We start from the raw sequence: 18278 nt of genomic DNA on the forward strand, positions 1-18278 counted from the left end.
TTAATTGTTTTCGTTTTTACTATCCACAACAAGTGTTACGTGGTTTGAGCGTTTACGGATACGGTATCCTCTTCCTTGCGGAGCAGGGCGTAACCTTTTTAACTGACGGCCACCGCCTACAGATACTTCCTTAACAAAAAGGTTGCTGTCTTCAACACGTTTGCCTTCGTTTTTTGCTTCCCAGTTTTTGATAGCTGATAACAAAAGTTTCTCTACACGAATAGCAGCTTCTTTGTTAGTAAATTTCAATATGTATAACGCTTTCTCAACGTTTTCACCGCGGATCAAGTCAACCACCAAACGCATTTTGCGTGGTGAAGTTGGGCAGTCCTGTAACTTAGCAACAGAAGCGCCGCCTACAAGAGCTTTCGCAGCTTCTTTTTGTTGCCTGATCAGTACAGACTTTTTAATTTTTGTTGTTGCTTCCATTGCCTGTTATTTTTTCTTTTCTGCGTGTCCGCGGAATGTACGGGTTGGGGCAAACTCTCCCAGCTTGTGTCCAACCATGTTTTCTGTTACGTACACAGGGATAAACTTGTTACCGTTGTGTACTGCGAATGTATGACCAACGAAATCAGGAGAGATCATGGAACGACGTGACCATGTTTTTACAACTGATTTTTTATTTGCATCATTCAGTACCATAACTTTCTTATCTAAGTTATGATCGATGTAAGGTCCTTTTTTTATTGAACGAGCCATTATTTCTTCCTTCTTTCAATGATGTAACGATCCGATGTTTTCTTCTTGTCACGGGTTTTGTAGCCTTTAGCCAATAAACCTTTACGTGAACGTGGGTGACCACCTGAGGCACGGCCTTCACCACCACCCATAGGGTGATCTACCGGGTTCATAGCTACACCACGTACCCTTGGCCTGCGGCCTAACCAGCGTTTGCGGCCGGCTTTACCTAACACAGCGTTTGCTCTTTCGCCATTTGAAACGGTACCGATAGTTGCCAAACAAGTTGACAGGATCATGCGGGTTTCGCCTGAAGGCAATTTGATGATAGCATATTTGCCATCACGTGCTGATAATTGAGCGTAAGTACCGGCGCTGCGGGCAATTACACCACCCTGGCCAGGGTTTAACTCAATGTTGTGAATGATCGAACCAAGAGGGATATTCTTTAATGGTAAGGTATTACCTACTTCGGGAGCTGCTGTTTCGCCTGCTGTTACAATTGTACCAACTGTTAAGCCTTCCGGAGCAATCATGTACCTTTTCTCGCCATCAGCAAAGTGTAGCAGGGCTATACGTGCCGAACGGTTAGGATCGTACTCGATAGTTGCAACTTTTGCCGGGATATCAAACTTATTACGTTTAAAATCAATTAACCTGTATGCTTGTTTATGACCACCACCTAAGTAGCGCATAGTCATTTTACCGCTGTTGTTACGACCGCCCGATCTTTTGTTTGATGCTACAACCAACGATTTTTCAGGAACGTTTGTTGTGATATCTGAATTAGATACATCAACTCTGAAGCGGGTACCCGGGGTAACCGGTTTAAATCTCTTTACTGCCATTTCTATAATTATATATTGCTGTAAAAATCAATTACTTCTCCGTCCTTCAACGTAATGATCGCTTTTTTGTAAGTAGCTGAACGGCCCTGAACGGCGCCTGCCTTAGTATTGCGAGTTTTAAGTTTGCCGACGTATTTCATGGTGTTTACCGCCGTAACGTTTACACCGTACATTGCCTCAATGGCACTCTTGATCTGAATTTTGTTAGCCCTGTGATCAACTTTGAAAGCATAACGGTTAAGCTTGTCAGTTAACTGAGTAACTTTTTCAGTAAGTAGGGGTTGTTTTAAAATTTCCATAATTACTTAGCTAATGCTTCCTCCAAAGTTTTAACAGCACCTGTAGTTAACAACAGCTTGCCTGCGTTTAACACATCATAAGTGTTAAGCTGCTCAACTGAAATTACTTTGCTTTTCTTCAGGTTCCTGCTTGATAAATACACATTGTTATTTTCGGCAGATGCTACTACTAATAATGTTTTTTCATTAGTAACATTCAGATCGGCCTCCAGCTTAATGTAGTTTTTAGTTTTGATGCTATCAAAGCTAAAATCCTCTAACACTAAAATATTGTTATCTTTTGCTTTGTATGATAAAGCTGATTTACGGGCCAGTGATTTAAGCTTTTTGTTTAATTTGAAGCTATAATCGCGTGGTTGCGGACCGAATACACGGCCACCACCGTTAAATAATGGTGATTTAATACCACCGGCACGGGCACCGCCTGTACCTTTTTGTTTGTATAATTTGCGGGTTGAACCTGCAATTTCATTACGCTGTTTTGATTTGTGTGTACCCTGACGCTGGTTAGCAAGAAATTGCTTAACATCAAGATAGATAGCGTGATCATTTGGCTCAATACCGAAAACCGACTCAGGAAGCTGCACCTTGGCACCTGTTTCTTTACCTGATACGTTTAATACGTTAACTTCCATCTTATTTATCCACTATTACGAATGAACCCTTAGCTCCGGGGATGGAACCTTTAACTACTAACAGATTCTGCTCCGCGAAAACCTTAACTACTTCAAGGTTTTGTATTTTAACACGGGCGTTTCCGGTTTGACCTGCCATGCGCATACCTTTAAATACACGTGATGGCCATGATGACGCACCCAAAGAACCTGGCGCACGTAAACGGTTGTGCTGACCGTGAGTTTGCATACCCACGCCGCCAAAACCATGACGTTTTACCACACCCTGAAAACCCTTACCTTTTGAGGTACCTACCACGTCAACAAAATCTCCCGCAGCAAAAATGTCGACAGTAACGGTGTCGCCTAATGCTTTTTGATCTTCGAAAGTTTTGAATTCAACCAGTTTACGCTTTGGAGCGCTACCGGCTTTCTGGAAGTGTCCTTTTAGAGGGGCAGAAGTGTTTTTTCCTTTTTGTCGCCATACGCTAACTGAACAGCAGCGTATCCGTCTGTATCCACAGACTTAACTTGTGTTACCACGCAAGGGCCAGCTTCGATTACTGTGCAGGGAATGTTTTTCCCTGTTCTGTCGAAAATGCTGGTCATTCCTACTTTTTTACCAATAATTCCTGACATTTTTTTAATTGTTTTTGTGCCCATCGAAGCAGTAGGGCTTCGTTCAAGGCATATTTCTCCCCCGAAAGGGACGGCAAAGATAGAAACTTTGTATTAATTATCAAATAGTTAGTAAGTTATTTTTTTATAATTTTTGCATCCGCGTTTTAACATATGTTTGAAAGGTATTTGGCTAAGCATTAGCCGGTTTGATTTTTTGACTTTTCCCAGCCATTTTGGGAGGTATGCTACCGCATCACCCGGTTGACGGCGTAAAACTGAAGATGGGCCGGGGAAATTTTTAAAGATTGGGGGGATTGAGGGGCTATTTGCTGACAGCATGCCGGACCATGAACCCTTAAGCAAAGAATTAGCATGTCAGCCTAAAAATCACAGATCCTTTATGCGGCTTGTTAACTCACTATCACTTATGTTATCCAGATCAGATTTATCATAGATAGATAATAAGTAAACCGTTCCATTAACAACCTGAACATAGGTAATTATTCTTGCACCGGCCGATTTTCCCTTATTTTTTGAAGTAATAGCCATCCGAATTTTATAACAGTTATTTCCTAAAGGAGTTCCCGATTTCGGATTTTCAACTAATTCGGCAATTAAAACTGTTAAATCCTTCTTTAAAGAAATGTACTTTTTAGAAAGTTTCTTAAGTTCACGGACAAACGCCGGGGTTGGCAGAATCTTAAAGCTCATTAAGTAATTCTTGTATCGTTTTTGCTTCAACCTTACCCTGCTGATGCAACCTGACAAACTTTACTGACTCTTCCAGATCGTCTAATACCTGTTTTTTCTTCTTCTCGCCTTTTGTCTTTTTGTCTTTCTTTATAGAAATAACCTTCCCTCCTAACTGCTCGACCAGATCGGCCAGCGTTTTCCCTGCTTTTTCGGGTATTTCAATTGTTAACGTTGTCATATAACAAATTTAAACATTTATAATAACAATTGAACAGCAATGACATAACGCCCCCAATGCAGGCCTGGTCATGGAAAGCCCCCATCCGGCGCGGGCATGCAACGCCGGCAAAAAGCGTGGTATACTCGCGATTTACAGTAATTCAGTTCTATTTTATGGCAACGATTTTTTTGAACAAGTGCATTACCTTGCGCAAACAAGCTAAAGCGTACACCGCCCCGGGTTTCAAAACTGTCTTTTTTTATTAATTGCCTGCTTTTCAATAGTTCAGAAAGTTCCTGGGGTTGATCTTCAACGGAATATGTAAGTACCCACAAACGCTTAACGGCATAGGGACAATGCGTATTTAAAAGGCTATCCTTATAGATTACATCAAGCCGCCTATCTATAACACCTAAATCTTTATAGTATTTTACCGGTAAGCCTGTTAAGTTGCCCGTATAAAGGGCATCGTCTTTTTCAAATTTTTTATTGATGGTTTCAATCCCCCTTTTAATATCATCATGCTGCGTGTAAGGCGGTTGGTGTATAAATACAACCCTGGCCATTAATGCCGGAAGCAGTAAAAAGATAAAACCGACGGCTTTTCCAAATCTCAGATGAGATAGCCTGGTGACTAAGAAATCATAGCTAAATACGCACGTAATGACCAGGCCAGGGGTTAAGTACAAATATAAGCGGGTTTCAAATGGATATAATTTAAGCCCGGATAAAACAAGATGGACGCAAACCGGCAGTAATGTTAATATCATGAGATCGTATCTTCTGTACCTAACCAACAGTATGACACCCAGACCGAATAATACCAAAATACAGCTCCCGATAAGCTGCCCGAAGTAAAAAAGAAAATAAAAAATGCCGTGAAAACGACCTGCTATCCAGCCCCAAAACGACGAATCAAGGGGCATAAAAGCACCCGCGTTTGACCAGTACCCAACCATTTTATGTTGTGTTGGATGGCTGTAGATAAACACAAAATAATATAAAGCAAAGAAAACACCCCAACACAAATTGGTGATTATAAAATGCCTGCCCAGGGGCCTATTTTCCGATCTCGATTTATAAAACAGGTATACATCAACCGTAAGCAGGATAATTGGTGTGATGTTGGAGAGATATATGCAGATTAAGCCCAGTACCAAAAGCTTATAGTAAAACCCCTTTAATGCATTCTCTTCAATCAACAGGTAATAGAATATGGTAATTACCAGAAGATCGACAATATACTGCTTGGCCTCGCTCGAGTAATAAATTATAGTTTGATTAAAAATGACCAGGCTCAATCCTAAAATAATACTGTAAATGCTTTTGAAAAGCCTGCTTAGGATCCGGGCAAACAGGGGCAAGAACGCCAAATAGCAGATAAGCGGAAATACCTTAAGTGCATAATCTGATTTGGGCACCAGCGATATAAATGCTTTTTGAATAAGCAGGAACAACACAGGCGCAACCCCATTATAATCAAGAGGCCGGACCAGACCAACAGCATTACGGTGTATTAAATTAAGAGTTAATACAGCTTCATCAAGCCATACGCCCCGGTCGCTTAAAAATTGAATCCCCGCTAATACTATTGCAATTATAAAAAGGGCGTATAAAACAAATCTTTGGGTTAGGTATCTGTTCACTTACATTCCGGGTTAAGGCTTTTTAGATTTGAGCCTAAACTACAAAAGTATTTAGATTTTTCCCCGAAAGCTAACCAACAAAAACCGGCACCGCACCTGTCGCCCGGAACATTACCCTAATTCATAACCACCGAACTTACGGGCACCTCATCAGCATGCGAAAACGAGCGTGTGAAGCCCGCCTTGTAATAAGGCAACTTTTCGGTACGGTTTTGCGCCTTTAAACTTTGGTACATGCCCAGCATCGACCAGCCGTTACCCGGGTTACGTTCCAGGTCTTCGCGGAAAACTTTTTCGGCCTGCGGGTTATAATCGGTTTTGAGCAGGTAAGCCCCCAGGAACTGCCGTGCCGGGATAGGCCACTCGGCAGGCTCCGAGTAAATCATGTTATCTTCTGTTTGCACTGCTTTTTTTAAAGCCGCCATACCATCATCAAACTTATTGCGGCCGAGCAAAATAGCACCATCCAATATATTTTCGGCAACGGTGGCGCCATCCAATGCGATATTAAAAGGAATATGCCGCTGTTTTAAAGAGGCATCATCAAGCCTGCCACGCAATAAAGCAAGCTGGGCCACGGCCGAATCCTGCCCGCCCGTATACAGAAATGCCATTCCGCGGGCAAAATGGTATAACACCCGCGCATAGGCCCAGTCGCCATTGGGGCCAACGCTGTCTTTCAGCAGTTCGTGCCATTTGCCAAGGCGCATCATGGTAAATACGGGCATCATGTACAGGTATTGCGAATAAGTATCGCCTGCCGAAGGTTTTACAGCATTGCGGCAGCGTTGGGCCGCTTCCATTCCCCGCTCGTACATAGCCCCGTTAAAGGCACAAAGTGTTTCGACAGCGTAAAAATGAGAGTTTATTTTTGTGAGCTTTAAATTGGGCGCCAGGGCGGCATAAGTAACAATACATTTTGCTGCTTTTTCATTAACGTCAACACCCTGAAAATACAAACCATTGCGCTGATAAACATGACTGGCCATATGTACCATATGCCCGATACCGGGGAACAACCTTTTTAAAGCCCCGGCATTGGCCAGCGCGGCACCGGGGTTACGCGAAGCCTCGGTTAAATGGATATAATAATGCAGCGCAGCCGGGTGCTCCGGATTGGTATTTAAAACGCCTTTGCACAAGGTAACCAGTTCGGCTGTCCAGGGTTTATCGGTACCGTCGGGCGCCCAAAAATCCCAGGGGTGGATGAGCATTACCGCGTCGATATACAGCATCTTAAGGTCGGCATCGGTTGGGTAAGCCTGCATCAGTTTCTTCAGATCCTGTGCATAAGCTTCATTGTCGCTTGCGTTGGTGCCACCATGCGGGTAACGAAGGTTCATCGCCGCTATCAACGCTTTTTCCTTTTCGGGAGCACTGCCGGCAACAGCGTTCATTTGTTTCAAAACAGCAGGCAAACCGGCAGGCGCAACATACGGCCCGCCTGCGTTATAGTAAGGGCCCAGGCTTAAAGCCTGCCCCCAGTAAGTCATAGCAGCCGAGGGGTCAAAGCGCGACGCTTCTTTGAACGAGGCAAATGCCTCCTTCATGTGATAGCTGTAATACATAGTTAAGCCCTGGTTAAAGTAAAACCGGGCGCTATCGTTACCGGTAGCTATAGCATAGCTGTGATGTCCCCAGCCGGGTAAGCGCTGTATAAATTTGCCATTCCCCGCTGTATCTGCATCCTGCACTATAGCCGATCCGCACATTACCGGGATTACCGGTTTTGTTTTGCCCGATACTTTAAACTTTTTTCCCTGGAACGCAAACAAATAGGTAGCGAACAACACCACAGGGAGCACAAATAACAGCGATACCTTTTTCATGTTCGACTTTTTTAAATGAGGACTATAATTGGCAGGTATGAAAACCTATACTAATATAAGGTATTATAGGCAGGAATGGATGAGGGAATTGCGTTGGGTTGCAGGTAGTGGATATAGATTGAGAAGAAAAGTAGAAATTGCTTATTTTAGGAGCTCAGCACTGCCACAGAACCTTGGTTTGTGGCCGGCATTCAGGTGCACAATCTGAAAAGTCACTCGCGCATTTAGAATGATGCTCACAAGCAAGAATGCTTGCGTTAGTATGTGTGTAGCAAAGATGAATTCATTCTGGTATGCCTAAAACAAAGCCTCTATTTTCTCAAAAAGTGGCGCGAAATGCGAAAATGATGCTGCATTCAATTTTCTCAGTATGTTTGAAAATTCCTTTTTACTTTTATTATCATTAAAAATATTAGCAGTCCCCCTCCGGGAAGAGGCACGGTCTTGAAAAAACCTTTAACCGCAATATCGTCAAAAAGTAGAGATTCAATGGTGAGGTAAGATTTCTCTTCATATGTGTCATTTTCTGAAACGATAACCTGCTTTGTAATTTCCTCAATATTAGGAACTGGTAGTAAAAGTAAGTAACCATTCTTCCTGTTAAACCGTGTTAGGCCTTTTCGTGGATTAATCTCAACGATTTCTGGAAATTTCTTTTTATTATTCCACTGGGCATAACCAGCTGCATCAAAGTCAAATAACGCGATCATCTTTAGGTCGTCGAATTGGTGAAATATGCCGTCAGGCGCCTGGTCACCTTGGGTAAATAAGTTACCTAAAAAACTCGCCGAAAAGCTATCCTGAATATAAAAATTTCTCTTTCTTCCAGGGTAGAGTTTCTCCCATGCAATTTCCAAATTGATTTTGTCTGTTATTCCTTCGGTAAATAAAACATTAATACCTGCATTATGGATATTATAATTGATGCCCAGGTTGCTTTCTTCAATCGTTAGTGAAACCAACCCGCTGCTAAGGATGTTTATCGCTGTTCGTTTGTCTTCTTTAACCGGTCGTCCAAGGCCTCTATCCATGCAATAAACAGATTCATCCGGAGCCAATGCTACCGTAGATGGAGAATGCGTTGTAAGTATTACTTTAACATTGTGCTGTTCTACGAGTACATCTAAGATCACATCTAAAAAAACCTGTGTTAACGATGGATGTAAATGCGCGTCGGGCTCGTCGAATAAAATTACTTGGGGGAAATGGCCTTTATTTGATGAATTATATAAAGCGAAGATTAATGCCATAATGGTAGTTTCACCCGAAGATAGATTCTCAAAAAAGACTTCCTTTCCATTTTGCTTATCTATAAGTTTAACTCTTTGAGGATTTTCTTCTTGGGTACTCTCAACATATTCCGCTTTATACTTAAATTGAGCTCGCTCCAGTATTTCATTGAAAACATCCCATGGTGGTGTAATATCGTCGGTCAGTTCAGGATAATATTTTTTTTAAATAAAATTGATGAAATAAAAGATCCAAGGCACCTGAAAATAGCTCTAAGGGAATTTGATAAAAGATGATAAAGTCAATTAAGCTAAGATCTTGAATTTCCTTTTCACAGTTGTCCGCTAAATTTTTAAGCTGTTGAAACTGGTATATTGAGATAGTTTTAGCAGTTATTTGAGTATACTGGTTGTTTGTTTGAGATGCAGTAAAAATCAGCTTAGCCAAGGCAGAATTTAGTTCTTGCATTTCCAATCTCGTCATTAGCTAACACTTTATGTTTTATAGCGTTATATGCCCATACAAACGGCTGAAGTTGAGTCCATTGCTCTATTATACTCCCCATTAACGATTGTTGCTGATAATCGTGTGGATAAATTGAATTTCTAAGTCCTGGGTAAGAATAGATAATTTCAGTAAGATGTTCATTTTCTTCAGAAAATAATGGAGATACAATGAGCGGTTCTCCTATGTCGTTGTGACATTCATTTCCGAATTCATCACATTTTGCAAAACCTCCTGCATAATCTCTGATAAATTCTAACAATTGGGTCTTTCCTGAGCCATTCTCACCCGTCAGTAGCATAAAATCACTTATTTGAATATCATAATTTTTTTTGAGGATTTTTCCGTTATCGGTAATGTTCAAAATCATGCTTAAGTGTATATAGATCTTATGGCAAGATAACTAATCAGTTTATGTAAGGCAAATACCAATCTATAATAATAAAGCATTTAAGTGGCGTAAAGGCTCCTTGCTTATCGAAGTTATGAGATGATCACTTCGTCCCCAATAGGCAAGCTCTCATCTTAACTCACCTTACTGGTACATAAGCGTGATTTAAGGATCTTGACAATTGAAGACAGTTATCAATTGTCAAGATTCTTCCCAGTGAAAAAATAATTAAATCAGCCTTTGCAGACACACACCCTACATAAAATAAGGCAATAAAAAATTTTCAGAAAAAATTGCGTAACCCAGAAGTTACTTATACATTTACGTAACTTTAAAGTTACTTATTTTAACAAGGCCTGTTAAATAATGAATTATTCAACCAAAAAATCAAAAAAATGACAACTACAGATTTCACAACAACCTTATTGGTAAACCAAAGCCCTGAAGAAGTTTTTGATGCGTTAAAAAATGTCCGGGGATGGTGGTCAGGCTTGCATTCGGAAATATTTGAAGGCAAGTCGGAAAAACTTGGCGACGAGTTTTCATTCTTTGCCGGCGACGGAGCGCACTACACCAAACAAAAACTTGTTGAATTGGTCCCCAACAAGAAAATAGCCTGGCTGATTACCGATAGCAAGCTAACTTTTACACAAAACCAAACCGAGTGGACCGGCACCAAACTTTGCTTTGAAATTTTTGCGGAGGGCGATGCCACAAAAATTGTATTCACCCATGTTGGACTGGTACCAGAATTTGAATGTTATCACGCCTGCGCACCGGCATGGACACAATATATCCAGGAGCGGTTGTTAAACTGGATAAATACAGCTGCAGCAAGCAAAACAGTGTCAGCGGCGCAGTAATGCGTAATCTGGTATATCTGTTTTCATATCATTGGCTCGCACATGTGGCAAGCCAATGATATGTTTTTTTATACAGTGAGTAAATTTCTACATCCACTGGTCGAAGTTTAGCGACAGCGTAACTTCGTCCTAAAATGAGTTAAGCTTTCAGCTTAACTGGCCTTACCGATCAGTGCATGTAAGGGCCATCATTAGTACCAACAGCCGATCTCGATGGAAAAAAACTTCCTCCGTTTATCTATCTTTGAGAAACAAATAACCTTATGACAATAAAGTTAAGCGACTTCTTCCCTAAGAAATCAGTAGATGAGCCGGCATTGGAACTTGACGACCCAAGATGGTCAACCTTAGAAGGCGGTTACAGAGGAACATTATATGATGCTTCAATAGCCTTGAAGAAACTTGAACTTGCAGACAATAAACAAACTGTTAACCAAATCTATCAAGAACTATGGAACGAGCTACACCATCAGGGGGATGTTGGCTTGGCATCATATTATTCGGTTCCTCTTTTGGTTCGGATATCGCTACAAAAACAAATTGTAGACTATAATATACTTGGACTGATTTCGGTTATCGAAATACAAAGGCATAAGAACAATCCTCAAATACCAAACTCGCTAAAACCAAACTACAATAAAGCGATTGAAGATTTAGCAGATCTTGCGAAGCTTGCTATGAATCAATATTGGGATTTGGATTTAGCAGCAACGGCATTAACAGCTATTGCATTAGCTAAGGGGCAAGTAAAGTTGGCAAATGCTATTCTGAATATGGATAGTGAAGATACCATAGATGAGTTTCTCGAATCCTATAGTTAGCCATTGGCGATATATTCCTTGATACAATGAAGAAAAAACTTTGTGGCTTAGAATTTAATATAGAGAATATAGAGCAGATCATTAACATGGGCGGCCCATGGATTTGCTCTATATACCTCGAAAACCATTTAATTTCAGACCATTGTGTTATCGACAATATTTTAGAAGATCCTTCCTTTAAAAGAGTTTATTTCGTTAAATATCACTGTACCTCAAAATGGAAATCAGATAACTTCTTTACTTTGAATTACTTTTCGGTTAATGATAATGAGATCTATCAATCAAAACGAAGATTTGAAATGCTCTATCTTAAAAAACTTTTGAATCAGGAAAGCATCGAGATATTCTATGCATTCCATGACAAAAACCAAGATAGAAGAGATGTCTTCGCAGTCTCTGAACAATTTGATATAATATCAGAATATTTGAAATGACCTTAGCTTTTCTGAAAGCTTACAACCAATGTCAGTGTTCAATTTTTCAAAAACAGGGTGTTCAACATTTTACGAGCCAAAATTACAACCCACTGACTATCAATACCAATCTGTTTAAAACAGCGAATAGATGATTTTACAGACTTTATAAACAACTGATTATCAACAACAATAAAATCCCAAAAAACAACAAGTGTTCACACCTTAAAAAATTGAACACCTGCTAATCAAGCTTAAATCCGAAATCGAACATCCGAATTCCCAAATCAAAAAATTACTCCATCATCAACCTCCGGATCAGCTCCGCGCTCTGGGCTTTGCCCTCTTCAAGCCGGTGGCTAAAGAATGCCTGCGTATCATTAAAGTGTTTCTTATACCCCTCCATATCCCCATATCCAATAATAGCCGACCATTCCCTCACCGCCGAGTGAAACTCCAGGTCGTCGCCGCGGATGGTTTTGTCATACAGGGCTGTTTCCAGTGATTCTTCCAGCAGCTCTTCGTTCTTGAAAAGGTATTCGGCAATGCCCAAACGCAGGCGGAAAGGCGGGGTTTGGCAAATAAGGTTATCATACGGGTTAACGCCGAGGTGGTACCAGGCATCAACCATGCTCAGGATACTGAGGTGCGAGTTTGGCTTTTGATGATCGGCATGCTGTGACAGCGAAAACTCCTTCATCACGGTATCATTAAGCATAATAGGCTTGCGGCTTTCGTGAAAAACAAAGTCGCGTGCGCGATAAAGGCGTTGCTTAAATGCATCGGCCTCTTCCTTGATCATCAACTTAAACAACTCCGACTCCGATTCGGCATAACGTTTCACCTGCTGGCGGGCATACGGGTTGAGGATGGCCAACCCGGCGTAAACGTGGGCCTTATAGCTGAAGATGCGGAGGGTGGTCAGGATCTTCACATTATCTATCCCCCCAATATATGAAGCGTTTTCCCAGGGGAAAAATCCGGCCGATTTCCAGGCCGTGCCCATGCTCTCAAAACCAACGTGGGTAACGGCCTGGGTATCGGCTACGATGCGGTCGTGCTCGTGGTAGTCGGCAATTTCAACTATATTGCTGCCAATGGCTGTAAACAGGTCATACATGCGCTGGTAGGCATCGGGCGTTGAGCGGTGCGGGATCAGGATGAGGGTTTGCCCGGCGGGTTCAAACCCCGGGCCGTGCATCCCATGAAAGGTAACTATCTGGGCATCGGCAGGCAGGTGCTTTTCAAAGGTGGCAATCTCCGGGGACTTAACCGAAGTTTGTCCGGCCACAATGGCACCGTATTTGGTTGAAGGGCCATACTCAGCAACCACACGCTCCATGCTATCGGCCTCAACCGAATAGATGATGAGGTCGTTGATACGGGCAACATCGCTGCCGTGATCCATAACGGTGATGCCGTGGGGCGTAAGCTCTTCTTCAAGCTTTTCACGGTTGGCCGGCAGGTCGCAGCCCGAAACGGTGTAACCGGCCTTTGCAAAAGCCTTTGCGTAAAGGCGGCCCATATCGCCTAACCCAATAATACCTATATTCATGCCGCTAATATAACTATGAGTAGGTTAATTACGTACGAAAGCTTATTTTAGCCTCAAAAACGCAGGGTGTATATAATAAAAACCGTAAACATCCTGTTTTGTTAATAGCATATACCTAATTTTACATTTGATGAACAAGCATTTACTACTTACGATAACGGTTTTAATAGCGATGATAACGGGCAGTGTTGCGGCAACTTTTGCACAGGACAGCACCAGGAAAAAACCGCTACCTTAAAGCACAATGCTATTCCGCCCATTGTAAGATCGAGCCCGGCAGCGCTTAAAAATCCGGCTGCAACGCCGCAACAACCGGCTAAATCTGCCTATACCCTGCCCAAAATCAGTGCTGCTGCCGATTCGGCCCTGCAAAAAGATAAAAGCCTTAATGGCCAGTACAAATACCTGCTCAGCAAACTATACCACTATCAGCAGCCGCTGGTTGCCGCCCTGTGGAAAAACATGAAGGATACCCTCAATACCGAGCGCCGCCAGCTTAAAGAGGCCCGGGCCAAACTTGCCGAACAGGGTAAAAATGTTGAAAGCCTTAAATCTGACGCAAGCAGTAAGGAGCAAGCCCTTAATGAATCAAATGCCAAACGCGATGAGATAAGCCTATTAGGCATTCCGTTTACTAAAGCAACATACAACCTGGTAATGTGGGGCTTGGTTATTGTTTTTGGAGTGGTTGCCGTTATCGTGATAGCCCGCTCGGGTGCACACAGCCGCGAAGCCAAATACCGCATCAAGCTTTACGAAGAGCTTGACGAAGAATACAAAGCCTATAAAGCTAAAGCCAACGAAAAAGAAAAGAAACTTGCCCGCGAACTTCAAACCGAACGCAATAAGCTTGATGAACTGTTAGGCAGAGGGTAATTTTTTTGATTTCGGAATTGAGATTTTCGATTTCGGATTTTTTATCGGCAACTTAACATTTATTGATTTTATTTGTCATCTTGAGTGATAGCGAAAGATCTTCTTGACTTTGCATAACTGCTATACAGGACGAAGAAGATGATTCACTATGTTCAGCATAACAAAATATTAACGCCTACTATGCCCAACACCAACCTGCTTTCCCTTATAACCCAACTACGTTCCATTGCCGATACAGGTCTGCTATACGCCAAAAACGAATACGATATTGAACGTTACCAGGAACTGCAACACCTGAGCACTAAAATGTTTGATGAGGTAAGCGGCTATGGTGCGGAGACCATCAACCTGCTATTTCCACAGGCAACGGATTACCCTACCGCCAAAGTTGATTTACGCGGCATCCTGCTATCGCCGGATAACAAGATCCTGCTGGCCAGGGAGAGCGGGGATGGAAAATGGTCGTTACCCGGTGGATGGGGCGATATAGGCTATACACCTAAGGAAACCATAGTAAAAGAGTTTTGGGAGGAAACCGGCTTGCAGGTTACTGCCGACAGGCTGCTGGCCGTATTTGATAAAAAAATGCACCCACACCCGCCACAGCCTTTTTATGTATATAAAATGGTTTTCTACTGTAAAGCCATAACCACAGAAATTAATAAAGGCTTTGATGTGCTGGATGTGCAGTATTTTGACATCAACAATCTGCCCCCACTATCGGAAGATCGGATCCTGAAAAGCCAGATAGAACTACTCTACCAAAAGATCATTACTAACGATATCAGCGTTTGGGCAGATTGATTAATGCCAACTGCGCCAACTCATATCTAACCCAAACTGTTACTGCAACTGTCGCTGCTACTAAAAAAACTACTCCTTCAAATCAGGCAGCGTACGTTTATCAGCCGGTAGTGCCAGATACTTCTTGTACGAATCATTGATATAAACCGCCATGGAAGGGCCGTTGTTATTTTTGACAAACTCGTATGAAGGCCTGTAAATAGTCATGAAGTTCTCCAGCTCCTGTCCGCGCAGCGGGATAATGCTTTGTACGTAATTCATGGTAAACACTTCGTCAACATGGCGTTCTTCTTCCTCGTGTTTAAAGTACTTTTTAAGGCGGCGGGCATCTTTTGCCTCCTTGCTAAACCACGATGTAGGTGATAGCGGATAAACTTTAGCGCGGGTATACACTTCCGGATACTCTTTGTGAGCGTCAAATGTTTCGCGTTTGGCGCTGATATTAACCTGCCTCAGGGCTATGGTTTGGGCAACCATCTCTATTTTCTTATTGGTAAAATCGGTTACATATAAGGTATCTGATACATAACCCGGAGAGCTAAAAATCAGGGTGTGCCCTGTTTCTGTACGGATAGTGAAATTACCTTTACTATCGGTAAGTGTCATTTGCCTGTTTTGGTTGTCTCGCACAAAAACATCGCTCATTTTATTGTTTTTGCCCAACTCAACAACAGTCCCTTTTACAGTGGTTTGAGCATTTACGGTATAAGCCCAAAATAGCAAGGCAGATAATATAAGGTATGGGTATTTCATAGCAGATTATTTGAGCTGTAAATTAAACTTATTTTTTGTTCCAAAGGTTTTCATTTTAACACTTTTTCACCGCTGCGCTAACTTAAATGACAAAACACTGAATCAGCTCATAATATAGTGCAAAAAAAACGCCCCATCAAATTGATGGAGCGGATGGCAAGTCATTATTGTTGTATTATGTCCCGGTATCGTTTTACTCAGGATTTAGGTTAATATCGGTTAACTTTAAAATCAGAGATCCCACCACTCATATGGATCAGGATCCTGTTTTTTGCGGCATCAAAGCCATCGGTTTCGTAGTCGTTATCACTCTTTTTACTAAAGCCCTCAAACTCGTTTGATGAGAGGCCGGTATTGGAGGTGATACGGCATGCAGCACCTTTTGGTACCCTTATAGTAACCTCAGATGCACCGGTTGAAACCTCTATATTAGTATTGGCAAGAGGGGCTCCAAGCTTCACATCAAACGATGCTGCACCGCCCTTTAAAGATAAGCTTTTTATTTTAAATTTTGAAAGATCAAAATTTAAATCTGTTGCACCTGTAGTTACGTCAATATCCCAAACCGGATTGGTGTTTAATTTGATGTCGGCCTTGTTGTTTTTGCGGTCGTCGGAGTCAAAATGAAAACCTTTATTATTTTTCAAATTAAGGTTAAGCACATATACCGAATCATCCTTACTATGGTTAAAGGTATACTTACCGTAAAGTTCCTGCGTTTGGGCATTGAACAAATCGGCAGTGCTATCGCTTAAATTATAAATGGTACCGCCGCCGCTGATGTTAAGGCGGGCATGTTTAATATCCGCAGTATACTCCTGTTTAAAAGTTTTATCGCCGCCTATTTTAACCACACCCTGATCGGTGTTGGTGGTATCGCTGTCGTCGTCATTGTTATAATCATCGCTGTGGAAGGTCCATGCATTTGGCCAAAAATGGTAGCGTTTGCCAAAGTTGCCAAATACCAGCAAGGCAAAGCAGCCTACTACAACCGCCAGCTTCAGGATAGTAGCTAATGGCGACCGGTTGCCTGCAAATACCAGGCTGATACCCCCCATTATTAAAAATATAGGCCATAGGTACAGGAGGTTCATCCAGTCGAAATTTATTACGTGGAAGTTATCCAGCAGGAATACCACTCCCAACAATACCAGGATCGCGCCCGGAACAAGTTTATCGCTTCTCATAATATTATATAGTTGGAGGTGTATCTTTTGTTTCTGTTTCTTCTTTTGCAGGTTCGGCTTCCGGAGCGTCCGTTACCTCGTTAGCATGCCAGTTTTGTTTTTCCCATGGCTGTTTTTTTATTCCTGAAATTATCAGGGCAATACCGGCGCCTACCAGCATTACGGGCCAAAGGCTTTCAAAATCCCAGTCGGGCATCAGGTCAAGCTCGTTAAGCAGAAATATCGACCCTAAAAATATCATCGCCACGCCAAATATTAACCCAACTGTTGAAGCCTGCTTTTTAGGAGGATTTACAAATGGCGGAGAATTGAAAGGCCGGCCGGCAAATTTCGGGTCGTAAAAGGGCCCTGATTGTGGGGCACCTGTAAACGGGTTGTCCTGCGGAGGTACCCTGTAATCAACGCCGGGGGTAAAGTCAAAACCTTTCTTGGGCAGTACTATCCACAATACTATATATATAGGTAAGCTAAAGCCCTTTAAAATAAGGGCAACTAAAAATGCAGCCCTGACAACTGCCACGTCCGTGCCGAAATGCTCAGCAAGGCCCGCGCAAACACCGCCTATTACCTTTCGGTGTTCATCGCGATGAAGTTTCTTTTCCATAATTTATGTTCGTTTATGTTTTAAGTTGATTTATCATAACTGGCCCGGCGCAGGTTTGATGATGATTTCGTCGACATTGGCGCCGGGGCTCATCCTATAAATATTGATGATTGCCGATGCTATGTCTTCGGGCAGCACCATGGTGTTTGGGTCAACCACCGCGTCTTTCCATGAATCCGTTAACGTTGATCCGGGAATTACGGCGGTAACTTTTACACCATGCTCCTGCATCTCGAGCCTCATTACTCTTGTTAGACCTAACAACGCATACTTTGTTACACTGTAACTCCCCGCTTGTGGTACAGGGTTTATTGCGGCTACCGAACATATATTAAAAAAGTGTCCGTTACGCGCCTTTGCCATAGTTTTACCAAAATAACGGTACAACTCATAGGTCGGCATCAGGTTGGTATTCATCTGAATTGGAAGGGTATCCTCATTATCATCCAATATACTTGCGGGGATGAACGTGCCCAGGTTATTTACTACAACATCAATAAAACCAAGTTCGTTCTCGGCAGCTGAAGCAAACTTCAACAGTTCGGCTTTTTTGCTGCCATCGGCCTTCATAGCAAAAACCTTTACCCCTGCATCAACCTGTTCAAGTTCATCTTTAAAATTTAATAATTCTTGCTCATTCCGCGAACAAATTGCCACGTTTAATCCTTCATTAGCAAAAGCAATTGCAATTGAGCGGCCCATGCCTTTAGTTGAACCGGTGATGAGTACGTTTTTCATGTTGTTAAATTAATTTTTATAGTTAGTGAAGCTTTATGCCCGCAATTTACGTAAGCAGAGTAATTGAAACGCTTATAAAATTGAATTT

Annotated in this window: 22 protein-coding genes and 1 pseudogene; 5 read left to right on the forward strand and 18 right to left on the reverse strand. The window is 42.2% G+C overall.

Going from position 1 to position 18278, the window contains the following annotated elements; genetic code table 11:
* The 13 genes and pseudogenes from rplV to ACQ86K_RS26675 all read right to left on the reverse strand — a co-directional run bounded on the left by rplV (window position 1) and on the right by ACQ86K_RS26675 (window position 9549).
* On the reverse strand, window positions 1-429 hold the full coding sequence (gene rplV, locus ACQ86K_RS26615) for a 50S ribosomal protein L22 (protein WP_091165379.1): 429 nt from the start codon (window positions 427-429) through the stop codon (window positions 1-3).
* A gap of 6 nt (window positions 430-435) precedes the next feature.
* The gene (gene rpsS, locus ACQ86K_RS26620) at window positions 436-702 is read right to left on the reverse strand and encodes a 30S ribosomal protein S19 (RefSeq protein ID WP_022832979.1); all 267 of its coding nucleotides are present in this window, start codon (window positions 700-702) and stop codon (window positions 436-438) included.
* A complete protein-coding gene (gene rplB, locus ACQ86K_RS26625) occupies window positions 702-1529 on the reverse strand; it encodes a 50S ribosomal protein L2 (RefSeq protein WP_090529279.1) in 828 nt (275 codons plus the stop codon). The genes rpsS and rplB overlap by 1 nt, the downstream gene beginning before the upstream one ends.
* Before the next feature lie 8 nt (window positions 1530-1537).
* A complete protein-coding gene (rplW, locus tag ACQ86K_RS26630; RefSeq protein WP_090529282.1) occupies window positions 1538-1828 on the reverse strand; it encodes a 50S ribosomal protein L23 in 291 nt (96 codons plus the stop codon).
* 2 nt (window positions 1829-1830) lie between these two features.
* On the reverse strand, window positions 1831-2463 hold the full coding sequence (rplD, locus tag ACQ86K_RS26635) for a 50S ribosomal protein L4 (protein WP_090529285.1): 633 nt from the start codon (window positions 2461-2463) through the stop codon (window positions 1831-1833).
* A gap of 1 nt (window position 2464) precedes the next feature.
* Window positions 2465-3081: pseudogene (rplC, locus tag ACQ86K_RS26640) on the reverse strand (50S ribosomal protein L3).
* A gap of 369 nt (window positions 3082-3450) precedes the next feature.
* A complete protein-coding gene (locus ACQ86K_RS26645) occupies window positions 3451-3774 on the reverse strand; it encodes a type II toxin-antitoxin system RelE/ParE family toxin (RefSeq protein ID WP_431199081.1) in 324 nt (107 codons plus the stop codon).
* Window positions 3764-3994: a hypothetical protein gene (locus ACQ86K_RS26650; protein WP_431199082.1), complete on the reverse strand. Its 231-nt coding sequence runs from the start codon at window positions 3992-3994 to the stop codon at window positions 3764-3766. The genes ACQ86K_RS26645 and ACQ86K_RS26650 overlap by 11 nt, the downstream gene beginning before the upstream one ends.
* 68 nt (window positions 3995-4062) lie before the next feature.
* Window positions 4063-5622, reverse strand: a complete 1560-nt coding sequence (locus ACQ86K_RS26655; protein WP_431199083.1) for a hypothetical protein — start codon at window positions 5620-5622, stop codon at window positions 4063-4065.
* A gap of 116 nt (window positions 5623-5738) precedes the next feature.
* Window positions 5739-7451, reverse strand: coding sequence for a hypothetical protein (locus tag ACQ86K_RS26660; protein ID WP_431199084.1), 1713 nt, complete (start codon window positions 7449-7451; stop codon window positions 5739-5741).
* Between the two features lie 365 nt (window positions 7452-7816).
* Window positions 7817-8887: an AAA family ATPase gene (locus ACQ86K_RS26665; RefSeq protein WP_431200939.1), complete on the reverse strand. Its 1071-nt coding sequence runs from the start codon at window positions 8885-8887 to the stop codon at window positions 7817-7819.
* Window position 8888: 1 nt separating this feature from the next.
* Window positions 8889-9128 (reverse strand): hypothetical protein, encoded by a 240-nt coding sequence (locus tag ACQ86K_RS26670; protein WP_431199085.1) that lies wholly within the window; start codon window positions 9126-9128, stop codon window positions 8889-8891.
* A complete protein-coding gene (locus tag ACQ86K_RS26675) occupies window positions 9121-9549 on the reverse strand; it encodes a hypothetical protein (RefSeq protein ID WP_431199086.1) in 429 nt (142 codons plus the stop codon). Before ACQ86K_RS26675 ends, ACQ86K_RS26670 begins: the two co-directional genes overlap by 8 nt.
* 422 nt (window positions 9550-9971) lie before the next feature.
* Here ACQ86K_RS26675 and ACQ86K_RS26680 point away from each other — a divergent pair, with 422 nt between their 5' ends.
* The 3 genes from ACQ86K_RS26680 (at window position 9972) to ACQ86K_RS26690 (ending at window position 11694) form a co-directional block, all read left to right on the forward strand.
* A complete protein-coding gene (locus ACQ86K_RS26680) occupies window positions 9972-10439 on the forward strand; it encodes an SRPBCC family protein (RefSeq protein ID WP_091165357.1) in 468 nt (155 codons plus the stop codon).
* A 263-nt stretch (window positions 10440-10702) separates the two neighbouring features.
* A complete protein-coding gene (locus ACQ86K_RS26685; protein ID WP_091165354.1) occupies window positions 10703-11260 on the forward strand; it encodes a hypothetical protein in 558 nt (185 codons plus the stop codon).
* Between the two features lie 26 nt (window positions 11261-11286).
* Window positions 11287-11694, forward strand: a complete 408-nt coding sequence (locus ACQ86K_RS26690; RefSeq protein WP_091165351.1) for a hypothetical protein — start codon at window positions 11287-11289, stop codon at window positions 11692-11694.
* Between the two features lie 274 nt (window positions 11695-11968).
* Here the strand turns inward: ACQ86K_RS26690 and ACQ86K_RS26695 are convergent, their stop codons facing one another.
* Window positions 11969-13228, reverse strand: coding sequence for a prephenate dehydrogenase (locus ACQ86K_RS26695; RefSeq protein ID WP_091165348.1), 1260 nt, complete (start codon window positions 13226-13228; stop codon window positions 11969-11971).
* Window positions 13229-13690: 462 nt separating this feature from the next.
* On the opposite strand from ACQ86K_RS26695, the gene ACQ86K_RS26700 reads away from it, so the two are divergent.
* Window positions 13691-14104, forward strand: coding sequence for a hypothetical protein (locus ACQ86K_RS26700; RefSeq protein ID WP_431199087.1), 414 nt, complete (start codon window positions 13691-13693; stop codon window positions 14102-14104).
* Between the two features lie 138 nt (window positions 14105-14242).
* Entirely contained in the window at window positions 14243-14908 is a 666-nt protein-coding gene (locus ACQ86K_RS26705) for an NUDIX hydrolase (protein WP_431199088.1), read from the forward strand.
* A 69-nt stretch (window positions 14909-14977) separates the two neighbouring features.
* Here ACQ86K_RS26705 and ACQ86K_RS26710 read toward each other — a convergent pair whose 3' ends face one another.
* The 4 genes from ACQ86K_RS26710 to ACQ86K_RS26725 all read right to left on the reverse strand — a co-directional run bounded on the left by ACQ86K_RS26710 (window position 14978) and on the right by ACQ86K_RS26725 (window position 18190).
* A complete protein-coding gene (locus ACQ86K_RS26710) occupies window positions 14978-15661 on the reverse strand; it encodes a carboxypeptidase-like regulatory domain-containing protein (protein ID WP_091165341.1) in 684 nt (227 codons plus the stop codon).
* 209 nt (window positions 15662-15870) lie between these two features.
* Window positions 15871-16848 carry a LiaI-LiaF-like domain-containing protein gene (locus ACQ86K_RS26715; protein ID WP_091165337.1) on the reverse strand — a complete coding sequence of 326 codons (978 nt, stop codon included), beginning with the start codon at window positions 16846-16848 and terminating at the stop codon, window positions 15871-15873.
* Window positions 16849-16852: 4 nt separating this feature from the next.
* On the reverse strand, window positions 16853-17452 hold the full coding sequence (locus ACQ86K_RS26720) for a PspC domain-containing protein (protein ID WP_091165334.1): 600 nt from the start codon (window positions 17450-17452) through the stop codon (window positions 16853-16855).
* A 33-nt stretch (window positions 17453-17485) separates the two neighbouring features.
* The gene (locus ACQ86K_RS26725) at window positions 17486-18190 is read right to left on the reverse strand and encodes an SDR family oxidoreductase (protein ID WP_091165331.1); all 705 of its coding nucleotides are present in this window, start codon (window positions 18188-18190) and stop codon (window positions 17486-17488) included.
* Window positions 18191-18278: the final 88 nt, after the last annotated feature.

The sequence above is a fragment of the Mucilaginibacter sp. P19 genome, from assembly GCF_050632265.1.
GTDB lineage: Bacteria > Bacteroidota > Bacteroidia > Sphingobacteriales > Sphingobacteriaceae > Mucilaginibacter > Mucilaginibacter gossypii.

Excerpts from the sequence above, each read along its gene's own strand:
- rplV (WP_091165379.1), bottom strand. The coding sequence starts at position 429 with ATGGAAGCAACAACAAAAATTAAAAAGTCTGTACTGATCAGGCAACAA.
- rpsS (WP_022832979.1), bottom strand. The coding sequence starts at position 702 with ATGGCTCGTTCAATAAAAAAAGGACCTTACATCGATCATAACTTAGAT.
- rplB (WP_090529279.1), bottom strand. The coding sequence starts at position 1,529 with ATGGCAGTAAAGAGATTTAAACCGGTTACCCCGGGTACCCGCTTCAGA.
- rplW (WP_090529282.1), bottom strand. The coding sequence starts at position 1,828 with ATGGAAATTTTAAAACAACCCCTACTTACTGAAAAAGTTACTCAGTTA.
- rplD (WP_090529285.1), bottom strand. The coding sequence starts at position 2,463 with ATGGAAGTTAACGTATTAAACGTATCAGGTAAAGAAACAGGTGCCAAG.
- ACQ86K_RS26645 (WP_431199081.1), bottom strand. The coding sequence starts at position 3,774 with ATGAGCTTTAAGATTCTGCCAACCCCGGCGTTTGTCCGTGAACTTAAG.
- ACQ86K_RS26650 (WP_431199082.1), bottom strand. The coding sequence starts at position 3,994 with ATGACAACGTTAACAATTGAAATACCCGAAAAAGCAGGGAAAACGCTG.
- ACQ86K_RS26660 (WP_431199084.1), bottom strand. The coding sequence starts at position 7,451 with ATGAAAAAGGTATCGCTGTTATTTGTGCTCCCTGTGGTGTTGTTCGCT.
- ACQ86K_RS26680 (WP_091165357.1), top strand. The coding sequence starts at position 9,972 with ATGACAACTACAGATTTCACAACAACCTTATTGGTAAACCAAAGCCCT.
- ACQ86K_RS26685 (WP_091165354.1), top strand. The coding sequence starts at position 10,703 with ATGACAATAAAGTTAAGCGACTTCTTCCCTAAGAAATCAGTAGATGAG.
- ACQ86K_RS26690 (WP_091165351.1), top strand. The coding sequence starts at position 11,287 with ATGAAGAAAAAACTTTGTGGCTTAGAATTTAATATAGAGAATATAGAG.
- ACQ86K_RS26695 (WP_091165348.1), bottom strand. The coding sequence starts at position 13,228 with ATGAATATAGGTATTATTGGGTTAGGCGATATGGGCCGCCTTTACGCA.
- ACQ86K_RS26700 (WP_431199087.1), top strand. The coding sequence starts at position 13,691 with ATGAAGGATACCCTCAATACCGAGCGCCGCCAGCTTAAAGAGGCCCGG.
- ACQ86K_RS26705 (WP_431199088.1), top strand. The coding sequence starts at position 14,243 with ATGATTCACTATGTTCAGCATAACAAAATATTAACGCCTACTATGCCC.
- ACQ86K_RS26710 (WP_091165341.1), bottom strand. The coding sequence starts at position 15,661 with ATGAAATACCCATACCTTATATTATCTGCCTTGCTATTTTGGGCTTAT.
- ACQ86K_RS26715 (WP_091165337.1), bottom strand. The coding sequence starts at position 16,848 with ATGAGAAGCGATAAACTTGTTCCGGGCGCGATCCTGGTATTGTTGGGA.
- ACQ86K_RS26720 (WP_091165334.1), bottom strand. The coding sequence starts at position 17,452 with ATGGAAAAGAAACTTCATCGCGATGAACACCGAAAGGTAATAGGCGGT.
- ACQ86K_RS26725 (WP_091165331.1), bottom strand. The coding sequence starts at position 18,190 with ATGAAAAACGTACTCATCACCGGTTCAACTAAAGGCATGGGCCGCTCA.